Source organism: Mesorhizobium sp. M0139 (assembly GCF_040322455.1).
GTDB lineage: Bacteria > Pseudomonadota > Alphaproteobacteria > Rhizobiales > Rhizobiaceae > Mesorhizobium.
On record NZ_JAMYTN010000008.1, the window covers coordinates 281,264 to 299,124 of the forward strand.

Here is a 17,861-nt window from a genome sequence, read left to right on the forward strand (position 1 = left end):
GATTATTCCATTCCCTTTGCAGCAATCAGTGCGTCGGCAAGCTCGGCAAACCCTTGCGCGCCGCGCCCGCTTGTGACGAAGGCAGGAGATGCCGGAAGTTCGCCGGCGAAGTCCAGCACATTAGCGACACCGACGCTGTTGGGGAAGAAGCCGAACATTGGCGCATCGTTTGGACTATCGCCGACGAAGACAATGCTGTCCTTGTCGTGGTCTATGTCTATACCAAAACAGTCGCGCAAGAATAGCCGGCTTGTTGACAGTTTGTCGTATTTGCCGAACCAGCCATTGACATGGATGGACGAGATTTTCGCCGCCGCTCCATAGCGCTGAAAGATAGCGACGATCTTCAGCACTTCAGATTTGGGCAGCGGCGCGACATCCTCGCGAAAATCGATCGCCAAATCGGCTTCGCGATAGGCCTGGTCAGCGGCGACCGCCGCACCCGGAATTTCCGCGAGCACGGCGCGTTCGATCTCGCGCAGGCGCGCCGCGTCAGCCTGCCTTTCCCCGGCACTCCTGGCATAGTGACGAACGATGCGCTTGGCAGTGCCGTCATAGCGGAAATAGAAAGCGCCGTTCTCGCCGATCACGCCATCGACCGGCCATTGCCGCGCGATCAGGTCGCACCAGCCGGCAGGGCGGCCGGTCACCGGCGCGACAAGGAAGCCGGCCTGCTTCAGCCGCTCGAGCGCCGCATAGGCTTTTGCCGGCAGCCGTCCCTTGTCGGTCAAGGTGTCGTCGATATCGGTCAGAACGACGGCGATGTTGCGCCGGTCTAGCGCGGTGAAGTCGGCAAGCGGACGCAGCACCCGCTCAGGCTCCCGCCGCAACCGTTTCGAGCGAGGCAGCCGCGACGTCGAGCATGGTGAACCTGTCGCGGATCAGCCGGGCATTGGCGACCGCCTCGTCGTAGAAGCCAGCCGGTATGGCAACCTCCTGCGGCGTGGTCGGCGCGCCGGCGGCGCGCAGTGCTGCCGCGATCTCGCGCGCCGGGCGTGCCACCCGCACCAGCCTTTCACGATGCGAGCGCCATTGCTTGGCCAGCATGGTGTTGATGGCGTTTGCCCGTTCGCGGTCCAGCAGCTTGGGCTTGAATGCCGCCCAGCAGGAACGTCCGAGCGTTTCGCCGAAGATTTCGATGAAGCGGTCTGGCGTATCGGCGGACGGCGCGAGCTGCAGCTCCCGCAGCGCCAGCACGCGTTCCTGCAGCCGCGCCATCGTCAACGTCGTCACCGCTATGTGTTCGCCGTGATGCGCCTCAGGCAATCCCTGGCCCCGCATGTCGATATAGTGGGCGATCAGATGTTCGCCCTGGCTGGCCGGATAAGAGCCGCCGCACAGTGTCATGCCGAGACCGGACATGACCAGCGTGCGCACCAGCACTTCCATCGCCTCAAGGTCGCCGGTCCCGAGTTCGCCGGCCTTGGCGATGAGCGCCTTCTCGTCCTCGGCCAGAAGCATGAACGGCGCCTGCCTGTAGGGCGTGCCGAGCAACAGATGCGCCATCAGCCAATCGGTCTGCGCGGTCGGCCGCGCCATCGAATCGCCGAAGCCGGCAGCGATCAGCCGGTGCGGCGCCCGCGCCATGACATCGAGATCGAGGAAGACGCCGACCGGCAGGCTGGCCGTCAGCGATTTCTTCAGGCCGTCCTCGGTGATTGCCGCCGACACCGAGGTGTAGCCGTTCATCGATGGCGCGGTGCCGAACACCGCATAAGGTTTTTGGGTGAGATGGGCAGCATATTTGGTGATGTCGTTGATCGAGCCAGATCCGACCGCGACCAGGCCGCTGGCGTCTTTCGTGCGTGCGATCACCGATCGCACCGCGTCCATGTCCGGATGCGGATGGCGCGGCAGGATGATCTTGTCGACATCGCTGCTGCCACGCAGTCCGATCGACACCCTCTCACCCAGCGCCAGCCTTGTGTCGGGATCCATGACCACGGCGAGCTTGCGGCCGAGCGGCAGCGGCTTGACCAGCGCATCGGCCTCGTCGCCGAGACCGCGCCCTATGACGATGGTCTTCAGCGGCACCGACAGCATTCCCTGGCTGTCCGGGTCAGGCAGCGTGCCGGCAATAAGGCGATCGAGCATTTGTCTGGACATAGGATGCAGTCCGGTCAATCAGCATGAAGCGGGGTCAGGGCATCGAACAAGGTGCGATACCGGCGGTAACTTCTGTCGTAGGCGGCCTTGGCGGAAGGATCAGGGTCGATCGTCTCGATGTGGCCGGCCAGCCTTTCAGCCGCCTGCTGCACTGAGGAGGTAAGGCCGATGGCTGCGGCGGCAAGGATTGCCGCACCGATCGGCGAGGCATCGGCCGCACCCGTGATCTCGACCGGCCTGCCGCTGACATCGGCACGGATTTGCGCCCATACCCGGCTGCGCGCGCCACCGCCTGAGAGCCGGATGCGATCCGTCGCGATATCGAGATCGTCCAGCCGGTCGACCACGTCGCGCATGGCAAAGGCACAGCCCTCCAGCACGGCACGGGCACAAGCGGCTTTGCCGTGGAAGGATGTCAGGCCGTAGAAAGCGGCACGCGCTTCGGCGATCCAGCGCGGCGCCATGGCACCGGACAACGCGGGCAAGAACAGCAAATCGTCGCTGCCGGCAACCACCGTCGCCGCCAGTTCCGACATCGCCGCCGGCGAATCGACGCCGAAGGTTGTTAGAAACCACGTCACCGCGCCGCCCGAGAGCCATCCGGGATTGGAGATGAAATAGCCGTCGCCGAGAAAGCCATGGGTCTCGACCAGGCCGCCGGGGTCGAGGCGAAGCGTGCCGGACACCGCGCCGACCACTTCGGCCGTGCCGAGATTGCAGGCGACGACACCGGGCACGACAACCCCGGCGCCTATGGCGGCCGAAAAATCATCGCCGGTGCCGACCGCCAGCGGCGTGCCCACAGGAAGACCGGTGAGCTCGGCGCCGGCGTGGGTCAAGGCGCCGGCGATCTCAGATGCATCGTCGATGCCGGGCAATTTATGTGCATCGATGTCGAAGGCCGCCAGCAGATCGCCGGCATAATTGTGCTCCTTCAGCCCATAGAGCATGGTCGTCGAGGCCAGCGCGTGATCGATGACGGCACGACCGCACAACGCTGCGACCACGAATGATACCGGTTGATGCCAGAGCGCCACTCGGCGCGCTTCGGGCAGGTTGCGCGCGGCCCAGCGGATTTTCGCCGCCATATGGGTGGCGTCCAGAACGAGACCGGTGCGCTCACGGATGAAGTCCGGGTCGATGGCGGCGATCTCTCCTGCCGCCCGCCGGTCCATCCAGATGATGCACGGAGCCAGCGCCTCACCATTGCGATCGACCGCGACGCAGCCGTCGAGCTGGCCGGCAATGGCAATACCCTTGATGTCGGACGGCGCAAGCCCAGCCTTGTCGAGCGCGCCGGCAATGGCCGGCTTGAGCGCCGCCAGCCACAGCGCCGGGTTCTGTTCGGCCCAGCCGGGCGCCGGGAAGGCCGGCTGGTACAACACAGCGGCCTCGCCACGCAGCCGCAATTCGTCATCGACAACGATCGCCTTTAGGCTTTGTGTGCCGAGATCGATGCCGATGACTGGCATTAGACACGCTCGCAATCCGCGAGGACATCCCGCAGTTGCGAGAGGATAGAACCTTTCGTCGGCGAATAGGAGCCATCGAAAACCGCTGTGCCAATGGTAAAAGCGTTGGCGCCGGCCAGCTTGATTGCCTTGATCCGATCGGCTGATGCCACAGCGCCGGCGACGATCAGATGCCGCGACGGACCAAGCCCGCGCCGGGCTGCGCGCACCAGTTCGGCCGGGTCGGCCTCGGTGGCGCGATAGGCGAGGATGTCGCATCCCGCACAACCCTTCTCGGCGAAGGCCCGGCAGTCGGCCTCGACATCCTCGGCCGAACCGCCGAGCTTGGTCGGATGGCCGACCGGCCGCCCGGGAAAAGGGTAGTATTCGGTGCCGCTCCCCTCCAGCAACGCCATGATCTCGTCGACCTGGGTACCACCGAGCAGGCGCTGGATGCCGAGATCCCTGGCGATGCGCGCGGAATTAAGGCAGGCCTCAGCCGTCGTCGAGACAACTTCCATGTAAGTGGTGGCGCCTGTCCGGCCAATGGCGACAGCGAGCTTGCGCAGCACATCCGGCGCGACGCCAATATCCTTGAAGCCGACATGCTTCAGGCCGACCGGCTCAATCAAATCGACCAGGTCGAGACAGTCCTCGACCGTGCGATCGTTGCGCGTCAGCATGAAGATGAAGTCCATCCGAAAGGTCCCTCGCCTGGTCGGGAAAGCCGGTTTGCTGCCGGTCTGTTAACACCTCCCAACCATTTGTTGCAAGGTGCCACATTTTGATTTGCAGTACCACACATTTTATGACAAAACGGGCGCCGGCCCGCCAGGCACGACTTCTAGGGAGAGGGAAGAATGCTCAAGCCGCTGAGACGTACCGCGTCCAGACTGCTCGTCGCAGTCGTATTTGTGTGGCCCCTGACGTGGCAAGTGACACAAGCGGACGCGTGGGATCTGAAAGAGGCGTCGAAACCCTATAGCGGCCAGACCATCCGCATGGTCGGCGAGGCGCTGCCGCCGCTCGAAGCGCTGAAGAAGATGGCGCCGGAGTTTGAAAAACAGACCGGCATCCATGTCGAAGTCGAGATGTACGAGCACTCGGAAGCCGTCAACAAGGTGCAGCTCGATCTCAACTCGCACCGCGGCCGCTACGACGTCATCATCCAGCCGCATCGCGAACTCGGCAAGTTCGCCACCAACAACCATCTGGTCGAAATCGCCAAGATGATGGCCGACCCGGCTTTGCGCGATCCGAGCTTCGAGCCGGAGAAGCAGCTCTACCAGACCGCCTGGCACGAAATCTCCTGGTATGACGGCAAGGAGTACGGCTTCCCCTTCACAGTGCTCAACATGTTCATGTGGTATCGCTCGGACCTGCTCGCCGATCCCAAGGAGCAGGCAGGCTTCAAGGCCAAGTATGGCTACGGCCTCGCTCCCGCCAAGGACTGGAAGCAATACCGCGATATCGCCGAATGGTTCTATCGCCCCGACCAGGGTTTTTACGGCACCGCCCTGCAGGGCAAGCGCCATGAGGCACTGTGGTATGAGTGGCTCAATTTCCTTTATTCCTTCGGCGGCGACGTGCTCGACGTGAAGAGCGGCTCGGCCTGCGGCCCGGTCATCGTCAACAGCCCCAAGGCCGTCGCCTCGCTCGAATATTACAAGAGCCTGCTGCAATTCTCGCCGCCGGACAGCCTCAACTATTTCTGGGATGATGTCATGGCGCTGATGCAGCAAGCCAAGGTCGCCGAGCTGATCATGTGGAACGACGCAACCTATGCCGTGTCGGTCGACACCACGGCCTCCACCGTGGTCGGCAAGGTTGGCTTCGATCTCGTGCCGCAAGGCGACGGCGGGAAGATCGGCCAGGTCGAGGGCTGGACCTATCTCATCCCGGTCTATTCGAAGAACCAGCAGGCCGCCTTCCTCTTCGTCCAGTGGATGATGGGCTATGACCGCCAGCTCGAACAGCATCTCAATGGCGGCGCTTCAGGTCGGCCGGATGTCTATGCCTCCGCCGAGGTGCAGAAGCTGCCCTATGCCAAGGCTTCGATGGAGGCCAACGAGCATGCGGTGCCGAAGGCGACGCTGCCGCAATCGGCCGAGATGACCGACATACTAGTGCGCGAACTGTCATCCTACCTCGCCGGCGAAAAGGAGGCGCAGGCCGCCCTCGACACCGCCGCCACCGACATCTCGACACTGCTCGGTTCTTGCGCACCCATGACCTATCCGGCACGATAGGCCTTGAGATGTCGCGCAGAGGCTACCCGCACAAGCGGGTAGCCGTTCTTGTCCGCAGGAAACGCCCGTGACGAACCGCACTCCATCGCCGCGCGGAATGCCGCTTCTCGACCGTGGGGTGGGGCCGCTCTTGATGCTGCCGGCGACGCTGCTCGTCGTCGTCTTCCTGGTCGGCCCGTTCTACTACATGGTCTACACCGCGCTGACCGACCTCAGCTTCGCCGACGCCAGCCATGCCGGCGCCTTCGTCGGTTTCGACAATTTCCGCAAGCTGATGCGCAACGACCCATTCTTCTGGGCATCGTTCCTGCTGACGCTGAAATTCGTCATCATCGCCGTCGGCCTGGAATTCCTGCTCGGCTTTGCGCTGGCCTTCCTGATCTTCCGCTTCGTCGCCAGCCAGCGGCTTCTCACCACACTGCTGCTCATCCCGATGATGATCGCGCCGGTCGCCGTCGGGCTGATCTGGCGGCTGCTGTTGCAGGGCGATTTCGGCATGCTCACCTTCTACATGCGCAAGGTCGGCCTGCTGGCGCAGAATTCGGCGGTGCTTTCGGCACCCGACCTGGTGTTTCCGACCATCGTCGCCATCGATGTCTGGCAGTGGACGCCTTTCGTCACCCTGATCATGCTCGCCGGGATGATGAGCCTGCCGCGCGCGCCGTTCGAGGCGGCGATGATGGATGGCGCCAAACCGTTCCAGATTTTCCGAAACGTCATGCTGCCGCTGCTGCGGCCGGTCATCGCGCTCGTGCTGCTGCTGCGCGGCATCGACGCCTTCAAGGAGTTCGACAAGGTTTTCCTGATGACCGGCGGCGGACCGGGAACGCTGACCGAGCTGGTCTCGATCTACGCCTACCGCGTCAATTTCCGTAACTGGGACCTCGGCTACGGCGCCGCGGTCGCCTTCATGATCTATCTCGTCGTGCTGATCCTGTGCTCGGTCTTCTACAAGGCCGTCTACTGGTCGAGCCGCAAGCAGGTGGGGGCGTTTTGAGGGCGCTGCGATGATCGATCAGTCCACCAACCGCGCCTGGAAAAGCTTTGCCTGGGCGGTGTTGCTCGTCGCCGTCGTGGTGGCGCTGACGCCTTATGTCTGGATGGTGCTGGCGTCGTTCAAGAACCGCGTCGATCTTCTGTCTTCTGTGCCGAAATGGATTTTTTCGCCGACGCTTGCCAACTATCCCGCCGTCTTCATCGACAAGGGATACTGGCCGCTGGCGATCAATTCGGTGCTGATCTCGGTGTCGTCGACCATACTCTGCATCGTCATCGGCGCGCCAGCGGCCTATGGCTTTGCCCGCTCGGATTTTCCCGGCAAGGAAGACCTGTTCTTCTTCTTCCTGACCACGCGCATGGCGCCGCCGATCTCAATCGCCGTGCCGCTGTTCCTGTTCTTCACCTCGCTGGGCCTGATCGACACCATCTACGCCGTTGTGATCGCCCACACCTCCTTCAACCTGTCGCTCGTCGTCTGGATGATGCGCGGCTTCTTCGCCGAAATCCCCAGGGAGATCGACGAGGCCGCGATGATGGACGGCCGCTCGCGGCTCGGCGCATTCTTCTTCGTCGTCGCGCCGCTGGCCGCACCCGGCATCGGCGCCACAGCGGTGCTCTGCTTCATCCTGTCGTGGAACGAGTTCCTCTATGCCTTCATCCTCGTCGCTTTCGACGGGCGGCCGCTGACCGTCGGCATACCGGGGCTGGTGACGCCGCATGGCACGCTCTGGGGACAGGTCGCGGCAGTCGCGATCGTGGCAACGCTGCCGATCGTGCTTTTCACGTTCCTTGTCCAGAAACAGCTCGTCCGCGGCCTCACCTTCGGCGCGGTCAAGGGTTGAAGGGATCTTGTATGGCAATTGTTTTCGACGGCGTCACCAAGGCCTTCCCGGACGGGACGGTGGCGCTGCAGGCGCTCGATCTTGCTTTCGAGCCCGGCGAATTCCTGGTTCTGCTCGGCCCGTCCGGTTCCGGCAAGACGACAGCCTGCCGGCTGCTCGCCGGGCTGGAGCGGCCGACCGCCGGGCGCATCATGGTCGAGGGCCTCGATGTCACCGACCTGCCGCCGCGCCTGCGCGGCATGGGCATGGTGTTCCAGAACTATGCGCTCTACAGCCATAAGAGCGTCTACGAGAACATCGCCTATCCCTTGCGCATCCGAAAGATGCCGGCCGCCGAGCTTGACCGCTGCGTCCGCGCCATGGCCGAGCTGCTCGAAATCACCCGTTACCTCGACCGCCGCCCTTCGCAATTGTCGGGCGGCCAGGCGCAGCGCGTGGCTGTGGCCCGCGCACTCGTCTGGCAGCCGAGCCTCTGTCTGATGGACGAGCCGCTGTCCAATCTCGACGCCTTGTTGCGGCTCCACATGCGCACCGAGCTGAAGCGTCTGCATCGCGAGCTGAAAAAGACCTTCGTCTTCGTCACCCACGACCAGGAAGAGGCGATGACGCTGGCGACCAGGGTCGCGGTGTTGCGCGAAGGCGCACTGATCCAGTACGACGACCCGCGCGAGATCTATCGGCGGCCTGCCAATCGCTTCATCGCCGAATTCATCGGCCGTCCAGCGATGAACACGTTCGATGGCGATGTCCGCGCCGGCGTCTTCCACGCCAGCGGTTTCACTTGCCCGCTTCCGGGAAAGCCTGATGGTCCCATCGTGCTCGGCATTCGCCCGGAGCAGATCCAGCTTGTCGACGCGACTGCCGGCGACGCCATCCTGTTTGCCGTCGACGTCGTCGAACCGGTCGAGCCGGACGTGCTGATCTTCGCCAATAGCGAGGCCAACGCGCTGATCGTCAGGACTGTGAATGACGATCGCGCTTTCGATCCCGGCCAGCCGCTTTATCTACGCTTTCCGCCGGCAGCGCTGCACACATTCGATGCTGTGTCGGGAGCGCGGCTGCCGTGAGCACGCTGCTCGCTTTGGTGCCGCTGGCCGCCGCAGCCTTGGTCTGGTGGCTGTTCTACAGCTTCAACCGGTCGCGGCGCTGGTTCTCGACAGGCGAACTCATCTTCTGGGACGCCATTGCACTGGTAACCCTGCAGCTTGTCTGGCTGATCTGGTTCTGAATGCGCATTCCAGCAACGCAGATCAGTAGCCCAGCGCACAACCGTCCTTGCGAGGATCGGAGGCACCGGTGAGCGTGCCCTTTTCCCAATCGATCAGCACCAGCTGGCCGCCGCCATGCGGCTCCTCGGCGATCGAAACCTGATGACCGCGCTGACGCAGGCCGGCGATCGCCTCAGCCGGAATCCCGCGCTCGGCCAGCACGGCATTGTCCTTGTAGAACACCCGTGGCGCATCCAGTGCCTGCTGCGGGTCCATCCCGAAATCGATCATGTTGGTCAACAGATGGACATGGCCGAACGGCTGGTAGCCGCCGCCCATCACCCCGAACGGCATCACCACCTTACCCCCTCGCGTCGCCATGCCAGGCATGATGGTGTGCATCGGTCGCTTTCGCGGCGCGATACGATTTGGATGGCCTTCCGTGAGGCGAAAACTGCTGCCGCGATTCTGCAGCACGACGCCTGTCTTGGGACCGACGACGCCGCTGCCGAAGGAACCGAAGGTCGAGTTGATGAAGCTGACTGCATTGCGGTCGCGGTCGACCACGGAGATATAGACGGTGTCGCTGCGCGGCAGCTCAAGCCGCGGCAGATGCGTCATGGCGAGGGCCGGATCGATGGCGGCGCGCAGCCGCTCCGCATAAGCTGCCGACAGCAGTTGTTCGACGGGGACCTGGACGAAATCCTGGTCGCCGATGAAAGTATCGCGGTCCTGGTAGGCAAGCCGGCCGGCTTCGATCTCGAGATGCAGCCGCTGGGCACTGTTCGGCTCCAACGAACCAAGGCTGAAGCCCGAAAGCACATTCAGCATGATCAGCGCCGTCATGCCCTGATTGTTCGGTGGCATCTGATGGATATCGTAGCCGCGATAGGACGTATTCACCGACGTGACGTAGTCGCCTTGGGTCTCGGCGAAATCCTCCAATGCATGCAGCCCGCCCAGCGCGCGAAGACGTTCCACCAGATCGTCCGCGACTTCACCTTCATAAAACCCTGCACGGCCTCGGTTGGAGATGATGCGCAAGGTGTCCGCCAAGTGCGGCTGCCGATGCACATCGCCGGCTTGCGGCGCCCTTCCCTCGGGCAGGAATATGCGCGCGGCATGTTCATCGGCTGAGAGCAGGGCGACCTCGTCGGCCCAGTCGAAGGCGACGCGATCATGAACGACATAGCCTTGTTCGGCATAGCGAATGGCTGGCGCCAGCGCGGCGTCGATGCCCTTTTTTCCGTGGTCCTCGAGTAGCCGGCACCATGCATCGATGGCGCCTGGTATGGTGACGGCATGCGGTCCGGCCGCAGGCAGTTCGCAATGCCCCCGCTCCAGATACCATTCGGCGGTTGCCGCAGCGGGCGAACGCCCCGAGCCGTTGAAAGCGAGAACATCGCCCTCGCCTTTGGGACTGTAGAGCACAAAACAGTCGCCGGCGATGCCGGTCGATTGCGGCTCGACGACGCCTTGCACCGCCGCAGCGCACACAGCGGCATCCATGGCATTGCCGCCGGAGCGCAGCATGTCGATGGCGGCCAGCGTCGCCAGCGGATGCGATGTCGCCGCCATCGCTTCTGTCGCGCGAACTGGCGAGCGTCCGGGGGACTGAAAATCACGCATGCAATCGCCTCCAATGATTTCGCGCCCGCCGGCCGCAGCCTTCAATGCTTGATGCGGTCGCGCATGGCGTACCACAACATCCCCAGCACATAGAGCGGGCCCCGCAGCGCCGTACCGCCCGGGAACGGCATCGGCGTCAGCGTCGAGAACAGGTCCAGCCGCGAGGCGTCGCCCGTAATCGCTTCGGCCAAGAGCTTGCCCGACAGCGTTGACAGGATGACGCCCTTGCCGGAATAGCCATGCGCGAAATAGACCTCGCCATAGTGCCCGACATGCGGCAGCCGCGACGTGGTCACCGACACCAGACCGCCCCAGGCATGATCGATGCGGCAGCCCTTCAGTTGCGGGAAGGTGGCCTCCATGTGCGGCCGCACGAAGCCAGCGATGTCGGCCGGCGGCGATGGCGTGTAGCGCTCGCCGCCGCCGAACAGCAGCCGACCGTCCGCCGACATGCGGTAGTAGTTGACGACGAAGCGCGTGTCGGACACCGCGACATTGGCCGGGATGACATTGTGTTTGCCCTCCAGCGGTTCGGTGGCGACGATGTAGTTGCCGACCGGCATGATGCGGCTGTTGACGCGCGGCTCCAGCCCATGCAGCAACGCGTCGCCGGCCAGCACGACATGTTTGGCCCTTACCGACCCCTGCGCCGTCGAGACCCGGATCGAAGGCTCGCGCTCCAGCTTTACCGCGACGGAATTTTCATGGATGACGACACCGGCCGCCACGGCGGCACGGGCAAGGCCGAGCGTGTAGTTCAGCGGATGCATATGGCCGCCAAGCGGCTCATACATCGCGCCATGATAGGGCGTGTCCACCTTGCCGCGTGCCTGCGCCGCCGACAGGATCTCGACGTCGCGGAACTTCATCACGCTCTCGAGGCATTTGGCCTCGTCTTCGAGATCCCTGAGGTCGGAGCCATTAACGGCACCGACGAGATGGCCGGTCAGCCGCAGATCGCAATCGATGGCGTGGCGCTCGATGATGTCGAGCACCAGGCCCCGCGCCTCGAAGGCGAGGTCGAACAGCGCCTTCGCCCGCTCGGGGCCGTAAAGCTTGACCAACCCCTTGGCGCCTTTGCGCAGGCCAGGGATCATCTGGCCGCCATTGCGGCCCGACGCGCCCCAGCCGATCTTGCCGCCTTCGAGCAGCACCACCTTCAGGCCGCGCTCGGCGGCATGAAGGGCGGCCGACAGGCCGGTGCAGCCGCCGCCGACCACCACCAGATCGGCGCCGACATCTCCCACCAGCGCCGGATGGTCCGGCGCCGGATTGGCGGTGGCGACATAATAGGAATTGCCGATATCGAGGCTCGAATTGAAACCCGTTGAGCCGGAGGCCATGATCACACCTTCAGCAGCAAATGGTCGCGTTCCCAGCTCGTCACCACGCTCTGGAACAGGTCGAGTTCGACGCTCTTGACGCGCAGATAGGTCTGGAAAAAATCCTCGCCGAGCAATGCCCGCACCGGCTCGCAAGCAATGAAACGATCAAGCGCCTCCTCCATCGTTTTCGGCAGCGTGCTTTTGATCTTGTAGGCATTGCCCGAGGCCTCAGCCGAGCGCGCCAGCTTCTGCTCGACGCCGAGATAGCCGGCAAGCAGCGAACCGGCGATCGCCAGATAGGGATTGCAATCCGCTCCCGGCAAGCGGTTCTCTACCCGCCGGGCGGCGCGGCCACCTGCCGGCACGCGCAGGCCGCAAGAGCGGTTGTCATGCGACCATTCGATGTTGGCCGGTGCGCTGTGGTTCGGCCGGATGCGGCGGAACGAGTTCACGTTGGGTGCGAACAGCGGCATGATCTCGGGCACATATCTCTGCAGGCCGCCGATGAAATGGCCGAACATTTCGGTGTCTGCATCATCTCTGTCGGCAAACAGCGCGGCGCCTGTCGTTTCATCGACGACAGACATGTGCAGATGCATCGAGCTTCCCGCCTGCGCCGCGATCGGCTTGGCCATGAAGGTCGCGTGCATGCCGCTCTGTTGCGCCGCTTGGCGAGTCAGCCGCTTGAACAGCAGCACCTGGTCGGCGAGCGGCACCGCGTCGCCGTGCAAGAGATTGATCTCCAGCTGCGCGGTGCCGGACTCATGGATCAGCGTGTCGAGCGGCAGGCCGGCGGCTGCGGCATAATCATAGACGCGCCTTATCACCGGCTCGAATTCTTCCAGCGCCACCATGTCATAGGGATGCTGCGAGCCCTCGGCGCGGCCATTGGCGCCAACCGGTGCCGTCAGCGGCTGGTCGGGATTCGGATTGGGCGCGGTCAGATAGAATTCGATTTCCGGCGCCACCACCGCGCGCCAACCGCGCTTCCGGTAGAGATCGAGCACGGCGCGCAGCACATGTCGTGGCGAGGCCATCCAGGGCTTGCCTTGCATGTGGAAGGCGTCGGCGAAGACATAGGCTTTGCCGACGCCACCGCCCGGCGCCAGGCACAGCGTCGACATATCAGGCACCATGCGCATATCCGGGTCTTGATAGGCAAAGCCTTCGTCGATGGAACCGGAGTAGCGGCCATCGATGCTGACCAGGAAAGCGCTGCTCGGCAGGTAGAGTGCGCGGTCTTCCAGCGCCTTGAGGAATTTCACCGTCGGCAGCGCCTTGCCGCGCAGCACGCCATTCATGTCGGGCACCAGGCACTCGACCTCCGTGATGCCGTGCTGGGCGAGCCAGGCCTTGGGATCGTTGCCGGTGAAGAGAGCGGTGTTGGTATTTTTGTCCTGCATTTTGGTTCACGTACCTATGAGAGAGAGTATGGCTTGCGCGGCCACATCCGTTCCAGGGGTCAGCGCCATCTTGGCAGCATTGTCCCTGAGGCGGGCGCGCATCGCATCGTCGGCCAGCAGGCCGAGAATGGCTCTCTCCAATCCCCCTTCCGTCCAGGCGTCGCGGCCGATATGGTCGCCGACACCTGTCTCTCCCGCGCGTTGCGCATTGTCGTGACCGTCCCAGCAATAGGGCATGATCAGCGACGGCACGCCGAAGCGCAGCGCCTCGCAAAAGCTGTTGTTGCCGCCATGGTGGATGAACAGGTCCGACTTCGCCACCACCGAAGGCTGCGGAAACCAGGCGTCGAGATAGACATTGTCCGGCACCGCGCGATAGGCGTCGCGCAGGCCGCCGGCATTGACGATGAAGCGCGCCGGCAGCCTGTCGAAGACGGCGAGCATGCGCTCGATCAGCCCGACATCCATCGCGCCGAGGCTGCCGAAGCTGACATAGACCAGCGGGCCGCCATTGCGCGGAAACACCGGCACCTCGAATGGCCCTTCCGAACGCACGCAGCCTTCGAGATAGACAAAGCGTTTGGGGTCGAGCGGCTCGGCCCGCTCACGCCGTACGATCGCTGGCGTCAGCAGCAGATTGAGGTCGGGTGATGTCTCGAGGAACAGGCCCTTGGGCAACGGCGCCAGGCCGGCATCCGCACGAAAACGGTTGAAGCGCTCATGCGCGGGTGCGGAGGCCGCGAGATAGCGCGCTTCGAACGCCGCACGTTGCGGGTCGTCGGCACCCATCCCCGAGAGATAGGGCGGCACCTCGGCATCCGGCAGTTCCGTCTCGGCACAGGAGACGACGCGCACCCACGGGCAGCCGGCGGCGGCGATCGCCGGGAACATGATGACGTTGTCGAGCACCACCGCGTCCGGCTTCAGCCGCGCCAGCAATTGGCGCAGCGGCGCCTCGGCGTTAACGGCGGTGTCGACGATCGCTTGCCAGGTCGGCGCGACATAGGTCTCGAGCTGGTCGATCGGGCTCAGCCGGAAATGCGGCAGGTGCCGGCGCACGAAGGCCTGCCAATAGCTCTGGCGGTCGCTGTCGCTCAGCGGCTCATCCGTCGGCAGATGGTATTCCTGGAAGCCATAGTCGGTAAAGACGCCGGAGAAGCCGGCATGGCAGATGAAGACGGGGCGAGCGCCCCGTGCGCGCAATGCCTGTGCGATACCGACGCAATTCAACGCGGCGCCGAAACTGGCTTCGGGAAACAGCGCGATGGTCGGGCTGGCTTTACGCGTCAATTATTCCTCTTCAATCCGGCCGGCTGATCATGCTGAACAGTGCGGGAGCTCCGCGGCTGGCTGCTTGCGGTCGCTGGCTGCGGGAGAGCCGCAGGTGGATGCGAAGCAGATCGGCAGCCACCTCATACTGCCGGCTTTCAAGATAGTCGAGTATGCCCGAGTGTTCGCGCAACGATTGCCGCAGCCGAAACACGTTGACGCCGGAATAGATGCCCGGCAGCCGGCGCAGGCGGAGATGATCGGCCAATGCATCCGACACAAAACGGTTGGCGCAGCCCTCGGCGATCATGCCATGAAAATCCATGTCCAGCCGCTGGAACTCGCGCGTGTCGAATGTCTCGTCCGGCAGCGCTGCAAGCGCTTCCATGCCTTGCCGCAACATTGCTGCCCGCGCCCCGTCCAGCCGAAAGCCTGGCGTCAGGATGGCCGCCGGCTCTAGCACCAGGCGGAACTCGTAGCTTTCGCCTTGCGCCTCCGGATCGTCCGGCGCGCGGCGAAACAACCAGGATTGCCCAGGCGCACGATCCAGAAGATTCTCGTCGGTCAGTTTGTTAAGTGCTTTTAGTACCGTCTTGCGATCAGCGTCGTAGCGTCGCATCAGCCCCGCGATGGTCACCGTCTGGTCCAACCGTCGCGCCGAGCGGTCGCGCAGGATGGCTTCGGCGAGCTCGTCTTCCTCCGCACTGGGTAGTTCGGCGGCAATGGCGGGCTGGGCGGCGAGGTCGACCGTCAGATGATAACCGCTGTCGGCCTCCCAGCGCGCCACGCCCCGTTCCGCGAGCAGGCCGAGTGCGGCGCGTACGGGCGTGCGCGAGACATTGCACAGCGAGGCGATCTGCTGTTCGGGCAGGCGGGCGCCAGGCTCGAAGCCACGCTGCCGCGCCACATCCAGGATGCGCTGCGCCAGATCGAGATGGTTGGTGCGAGGTCGTCTGGCTACGGCTTGCATGACTTTTCTCGAATGCGAATGTGGCGCATTGGTCTGGCTGATCGCCGGAACAGGGACAATCGGCCAAATTCCTCCGTCGGTTGACAGATTATGGATTGACGTACTTTTTTCTGCAATAGTACTGTCGGCACAATCGGCGAGAAAAGACCGAGGGAACAGGATCGAGGCAGGCGCGCGCGTCGCCGGCCTCGGTCCGGCAAATGATTTCGACGATCAAACCGAATGGGAGACTGCCATGCCCGCTACCAGCCTGCGGCGCCGTGCGCTCAATACATCCTCAATCGCTCTCGGTCTCGCCCTGACGCTCTCGGGGCCGGCCGCCGCAGCCGACCTCGTTATTTCGAACTGGGATGGGTACATGGCACCCGACGCCATGGCCGCTTTCAAGACCGTCACCGGCGTTGCCGGCGAAGTGGTGGTGCACGCCACCAATGAAGAGATCATGGGCAAGCTGATTGCCGCCGGCGGCAAGGGCTATGACGTGGTCTTCGTCTCCTCGCCCTTCGCCGAAGTATTAAACAAGCTTGGCCTGACCGAGCCGATCGACCATGCCAAGATCCCCAACCTCGCCAACCTCTATCCCGAAGCGACCAAGCTGCCGCACGATGCCGGCAACGCTTTCTCCGTGCCTTACACCTGGGGCACGACGGGCCTCTGCTACCGCTCTGACCTTGTCAAGACGGCGCCCACGAGCTGGAGCGACCTGCTCGCCCCTTCCGACGAGATGAAGGGCAAGACCACCATGCTGGCGACCGATCGCTGGCTGCTGGCCGCCGGGCAGCTCGACAAGGGCTATTCGGTCAACGAGACCGACCCGGCCAAGATGGCCGAGGTCAAGGACCTCTTGATCTCCGCCAAGAAGACCCTGCTCGCCTATGACGACACCACCTTCTATTCCAAGCTGGTTTCCGGCGAGGCGCTGATGGTGCAGGCCTGGGACGGCTGGTGCAATTACGGCATCGCCGACAAGCCGGAGATCAAATACGTCATCCCTAAAGAAGGTTCGGACCTGTGGGTCGACACGATGGTGGTGATGAAGGCGTCCGAGCACAAGGACGACGCCTTCAAGTTCATCAACTTCATGCTCGACGCCAAGAACCACGCCTGGGCGGCGCAGAACATCGACTACAAGGTGCCGAACAAGCCGGCGATGGAAAGCCTGCCGGCCGACTTCCTGGCCAAATTCCCCAACATGGCGATGCCGGTGGCCGATCTCGTCAAGTTCGAGCAGTTGCGTGACGTCGGCGAAGCCCAGCGCGACTATTCCAAGATCGTCAGCGAGATCAAGGCCGCGCAGTAAGCGGCGCAGACTTCACGGCCGGCAGCACTTCTGCCGCCGGCCCTGAGCGGTACCCGAGAAATTGTCCCAGACCCGACTTCGTTCCTCTCTGCTGATGGCCCCGGCGCTGGTCTGGCTGACCGCGCTGATGGTTATCCCATGCGCCCTGGTGCTGGCGCTCGCCTTCTTCCGGCGCGGCGTCTATGGCGGCATCGACTACACTTTGACGCTGGAAAATTTCGGGTTGGTCTTCGACCCGCTCTATGCCGGCATCTTACTCAAATCGGCGCGTATCGCCGGCACCGCGACCCTGATCGCGGTGGTGATCGGCTATGCCGCCGCCTATGCGATCGCGGCCGCCCCGCGCCGGTGGCAGCCGGTGTTCCTGTTTTTCGCCGTGCTGCCGTTCTGGTCCAACTACCTGATCCGCACCTATGCCTGGATCGTGCTGCTGAACCGCGAAGGCCTGATCACCCAGCTCTTGCGCTGGTTCGGCTACACCGGCGAACCGCCCTCGATGCTCTATACCGAAGGCTCGGTCATCGCAGGCCTCGTCTACAACTATCTGCCCTTCGTCATCCTCGCCTGCTACGCGCCGCTGTCACGCCTCAACCCGGAACTGGCCGAGGCCTCACGCGATCTCGGCGCCTCCGCTGCCACCACCTTCCGACGTGTCATCCTGCCGCTGACCGTGCCCGGCATCGCTGCGGGTGCTGTCTTCGTCTTTGTGCTGTCGATCGGCAATTTCGTCACCCCGGCGCTGCTTGGCGGCGGCCGCTTCCAGATGATCGGCAACCTCGTCTACGACCAGTTCCTGACCGCCAATGACTGGCCGTTTGGCGCGGCATTGGCGATGGCGCTGATCGCCATCATGCTTCTGGTGCTGATGGCGCAGGCGCTCGCCGCCGACCGCGCCGCGGGGCGTGCGGCTGAGGCAAGGGGCGACGCCGATGGCTGAGCGCTGCGCAATTCTTGCTTTCTCCCCGTTCACCGGGAGAAGGTGCCCCGAAGGGGCGGATGAGGGGCGGCGTCAACCTTTGCGACGCTCAACGCTGCCCCCCGTCTGCCTGCCGGCATCTTCTCCCCGTGAACGGGAAGAAGGACTCTGGTCGTTCGCTTGCGTTCCAATTG

Annotated in this window: 16 protein-coding genes; 7 read left to right on the forward strand and 9 right to left on the reverse strand. The window is 63.8% G+C overall.

Going from position 1 to position 17,861, the window contains the following annotated elements; all coding sequences use genetic code 11:
- Window positions 1–2 precede the first annotated feature (2 nt).
- Genes NKJ58_RS16460 through NKJ58_RS16475 form a run of 4 tightly spaced genes read right to left on the reverse strand, consistent with a single transcriptional unit; the run spans window position 3 to window position 4,255 of the window.
- Window positions 3–806, reverse strand: a complete 804-nt coding sequence (locus tag NKJ58_RS16460; RefSeq protein ID WP_023692036.1) for an HAD-IIB family hydrolase — start codon at window positions 804–806, stop codon at window positions 3–5.
- 7 nt (window positions 807–813) lie between these two features.
- Window positions 814–2,106 (reverse strand): iron-containing alcohol dehydrogenase, encoded by a 1,293-nt coding sequence (locus tag NKJ58_RS16465; RefSeq protein WP_352853457.1) that lies wholly within the window; start codon window positions 2,104–2,106, stop codon window positions 814–816.
- A 14-nt stretch (window positions 2,107–2,120) separates the two neighbouring features.
- Entirely contained in the window at window positions 2,121–3,578 is a 1,458-nt protein-coding gene (locus tag NKJ58_RS16470; protein ID WP_352853459.1) for a xylulokinase, read from the reverse strand.
- Window positions 3,578–4,255 (reverse strand): beta/alpha barrel domain-containing protein, encoded by a 678-nt coding sequence (locus NKJ58_RS16475; protein ID WP_023672934.1) that lies wholly within the window; start codon window positions 4,253–4,255, stop codon window positions 3,578–3,580. Before NKJ58_RS16475 ends, NKJ58_RS16470 begins: the two co-directional genes overlap by 1 nt.
- Window positions 4,256–4,492: 237 nt before the next feature.
- Here NKJ58_RS16475 and NKJ58_RS16480 point away from each other — a divergent pair, with 237 nt between their 5' ends.
- The 5 genes from NKJ58_RS16480 (at window position 4,493) to NKJ58_RS16500 (ending at window position 8,875) form a co-directional block, all read left to right on the forward strand.
- Window positions 4,493–5,806: an ABC transporter substrate-binding protein gene (locus tag NKJ58_RS16480; protein WP_023672935.1), complete on the forward strand. Its 1,314-nt coding sequence runs from the start codon at window positions 4,493–4,495 to the stop codon at window positions 5,804–5,806.
- Window positions 5,807–5,873: 67 nt separating this feature from the next.
- Window positions 5,874–6,803, forward strand: coding sequence for a carbohydrate ABC transporter permease (locus tag NKJ58_RS16485; protein ID WP_155923309.1), 930 nt, complete (start codon window positions 5,874–5,876; stop codon window positions 6,801–6,803).
- Window positions 6,804–6,813: 10 nt separating this feature from the next.
- A complete protein-coding gene (locus tag NKJ58_RS16490) occupies window positions 6,814–7,647 on the forward strand; it encodes a carbohydrate ABC transporter permease (RefSeq protein ID WP_023686650.1) in 834 nt (277 codons plus the stop codon).
- 11 nt (window positions 7,648–7,658) lie between these two features.
- Window positions 7,659–8,714, forward strand: a complete 1,056-nt coding sequence (locus tag NKJ58_RS16495) for an ABC transporter ATP-binding protein (protein WP_023685718.1) — start codon at window positions 7,659–7,661, stop codon at window positions 8,712–8,714.
- On the forward strand, window positions 8,711–8,875 hold the full coding sequence (locus NKJ58_RS16500; RefSeq protein ID WP_023701459.1) for a hypothetical protein: 165 nt from the start codon (window positions 8,711–8,713) through the stop codon (window positions 8,873–8,875). The genes NKJ58_RS16495 and NKJ58_RS16500 overlap by 4 nt, the downstream gene beginning before the upstream one ends.
- Window positions 8,876–8,897: 22 nt before the next feature.
- On the opposite strand, the gene ggt is transcribed toward NKJ58_RS16500, so the two are convergent.
- Genes ggt through NKJ58_RS16525 form a run of 5 tightly spaced genes read right to left on the reverse strand, consistent with a single transcriptional unit; the run spans window position 8,898 to window position 15,451 of the window.
- Window positions 8,898–10,484: a gamma-glutamyltransferase gene (gene ggt / locus NKJ58_RS16505; protein WP_023704262.1), complete on the reverse strand. Its 1,587-nt coding sequence runs from the start codon at window positions 10,482–10,484 to the stop codon at window positions 8,898–8,900.
- Between the two features lie 41 nt (window positions 10,485–10,525).
- Window positions 10,526–11,827: an NAD(P)/FAD-dependent oxidoreductase gene (locus NKJ58_RS16510; protein WP_031201307.1), complete on the reverse strand. Its 1,302-nt coding sequence runs from the start codon at window positions 11,825–11,827 to the stop codon at window positions 10,526–10,528.
- A 2-nt stretch (window positions 11,828–11,829) separates the two neighbouring features.
- Window positions 11,830–13,212 (reverse strand): glutamine synthetase family protein, encoded by a 1,383-nt coding sequence (locus NKJ58_RS16515; RefSeq protein WP_023698836.1) that lies wholly within the window; start codon window positions 13,210–13,212, stop codon window positions 11,830–11,832.
- 6 nt (window positions 13,213–13,218) lie between these two features.
- Window positions 13,219–14,502 (reverse strand): glycosyltransferase, encoded by a 1,284-nt coding sequence (locus tag NKJ58_RS16520; protein WP_023698837.1) that lies wholly within the window; start codon window positions 14,500–14,502, stop codon window positions 13,219–13,221.
- Window positions 14,503–14,512: 10 nt separating this feature from the next.
- Window positions 14,513–15,451, reverse strand: a complete 939-nt coding sequence (locus NKJ58_RS16525) for an FCD domain-containing protein (RefSeq protein WP_352853462.1) — start codon at window positions 15,449–15,451, stop codon at window positions 14,513–14,515.
- 235 nt (window positions 15,452–15,686) lie between these two features.
- Between NKJ58_RS16525 and NKJ58_RS16530 the strand changes: the two genes are divergently transcribed.
- On the forward strand, window positions 15,687–16,751 hold the full coding sequence (locus tag NKJ58_RS16530; RefSeq protein WP_352853464.1) for a polyamine ABC transporter substrate-binding protein: 1,065 nt from the start codon (window positions 15,687–15,689) through the stop codon (window positions 16,749–16,751).
- A gap of 94 nt (window positions 16,752–16,845) precedes the next feature.
- Window positions 16,846–17,688: an ABC transporter permease gene (locus NKJ58_RS16535; RefSeq protein ID WP_352853480.1), complete on the forward strand. Its 843-nt coding sequence runs from the start codon at window positions 16,846–16,848 to the stop codon at window positions 17,686–17,688.
- Window positions 17,689–17,861: the final 173 nt, after the last annotated feature.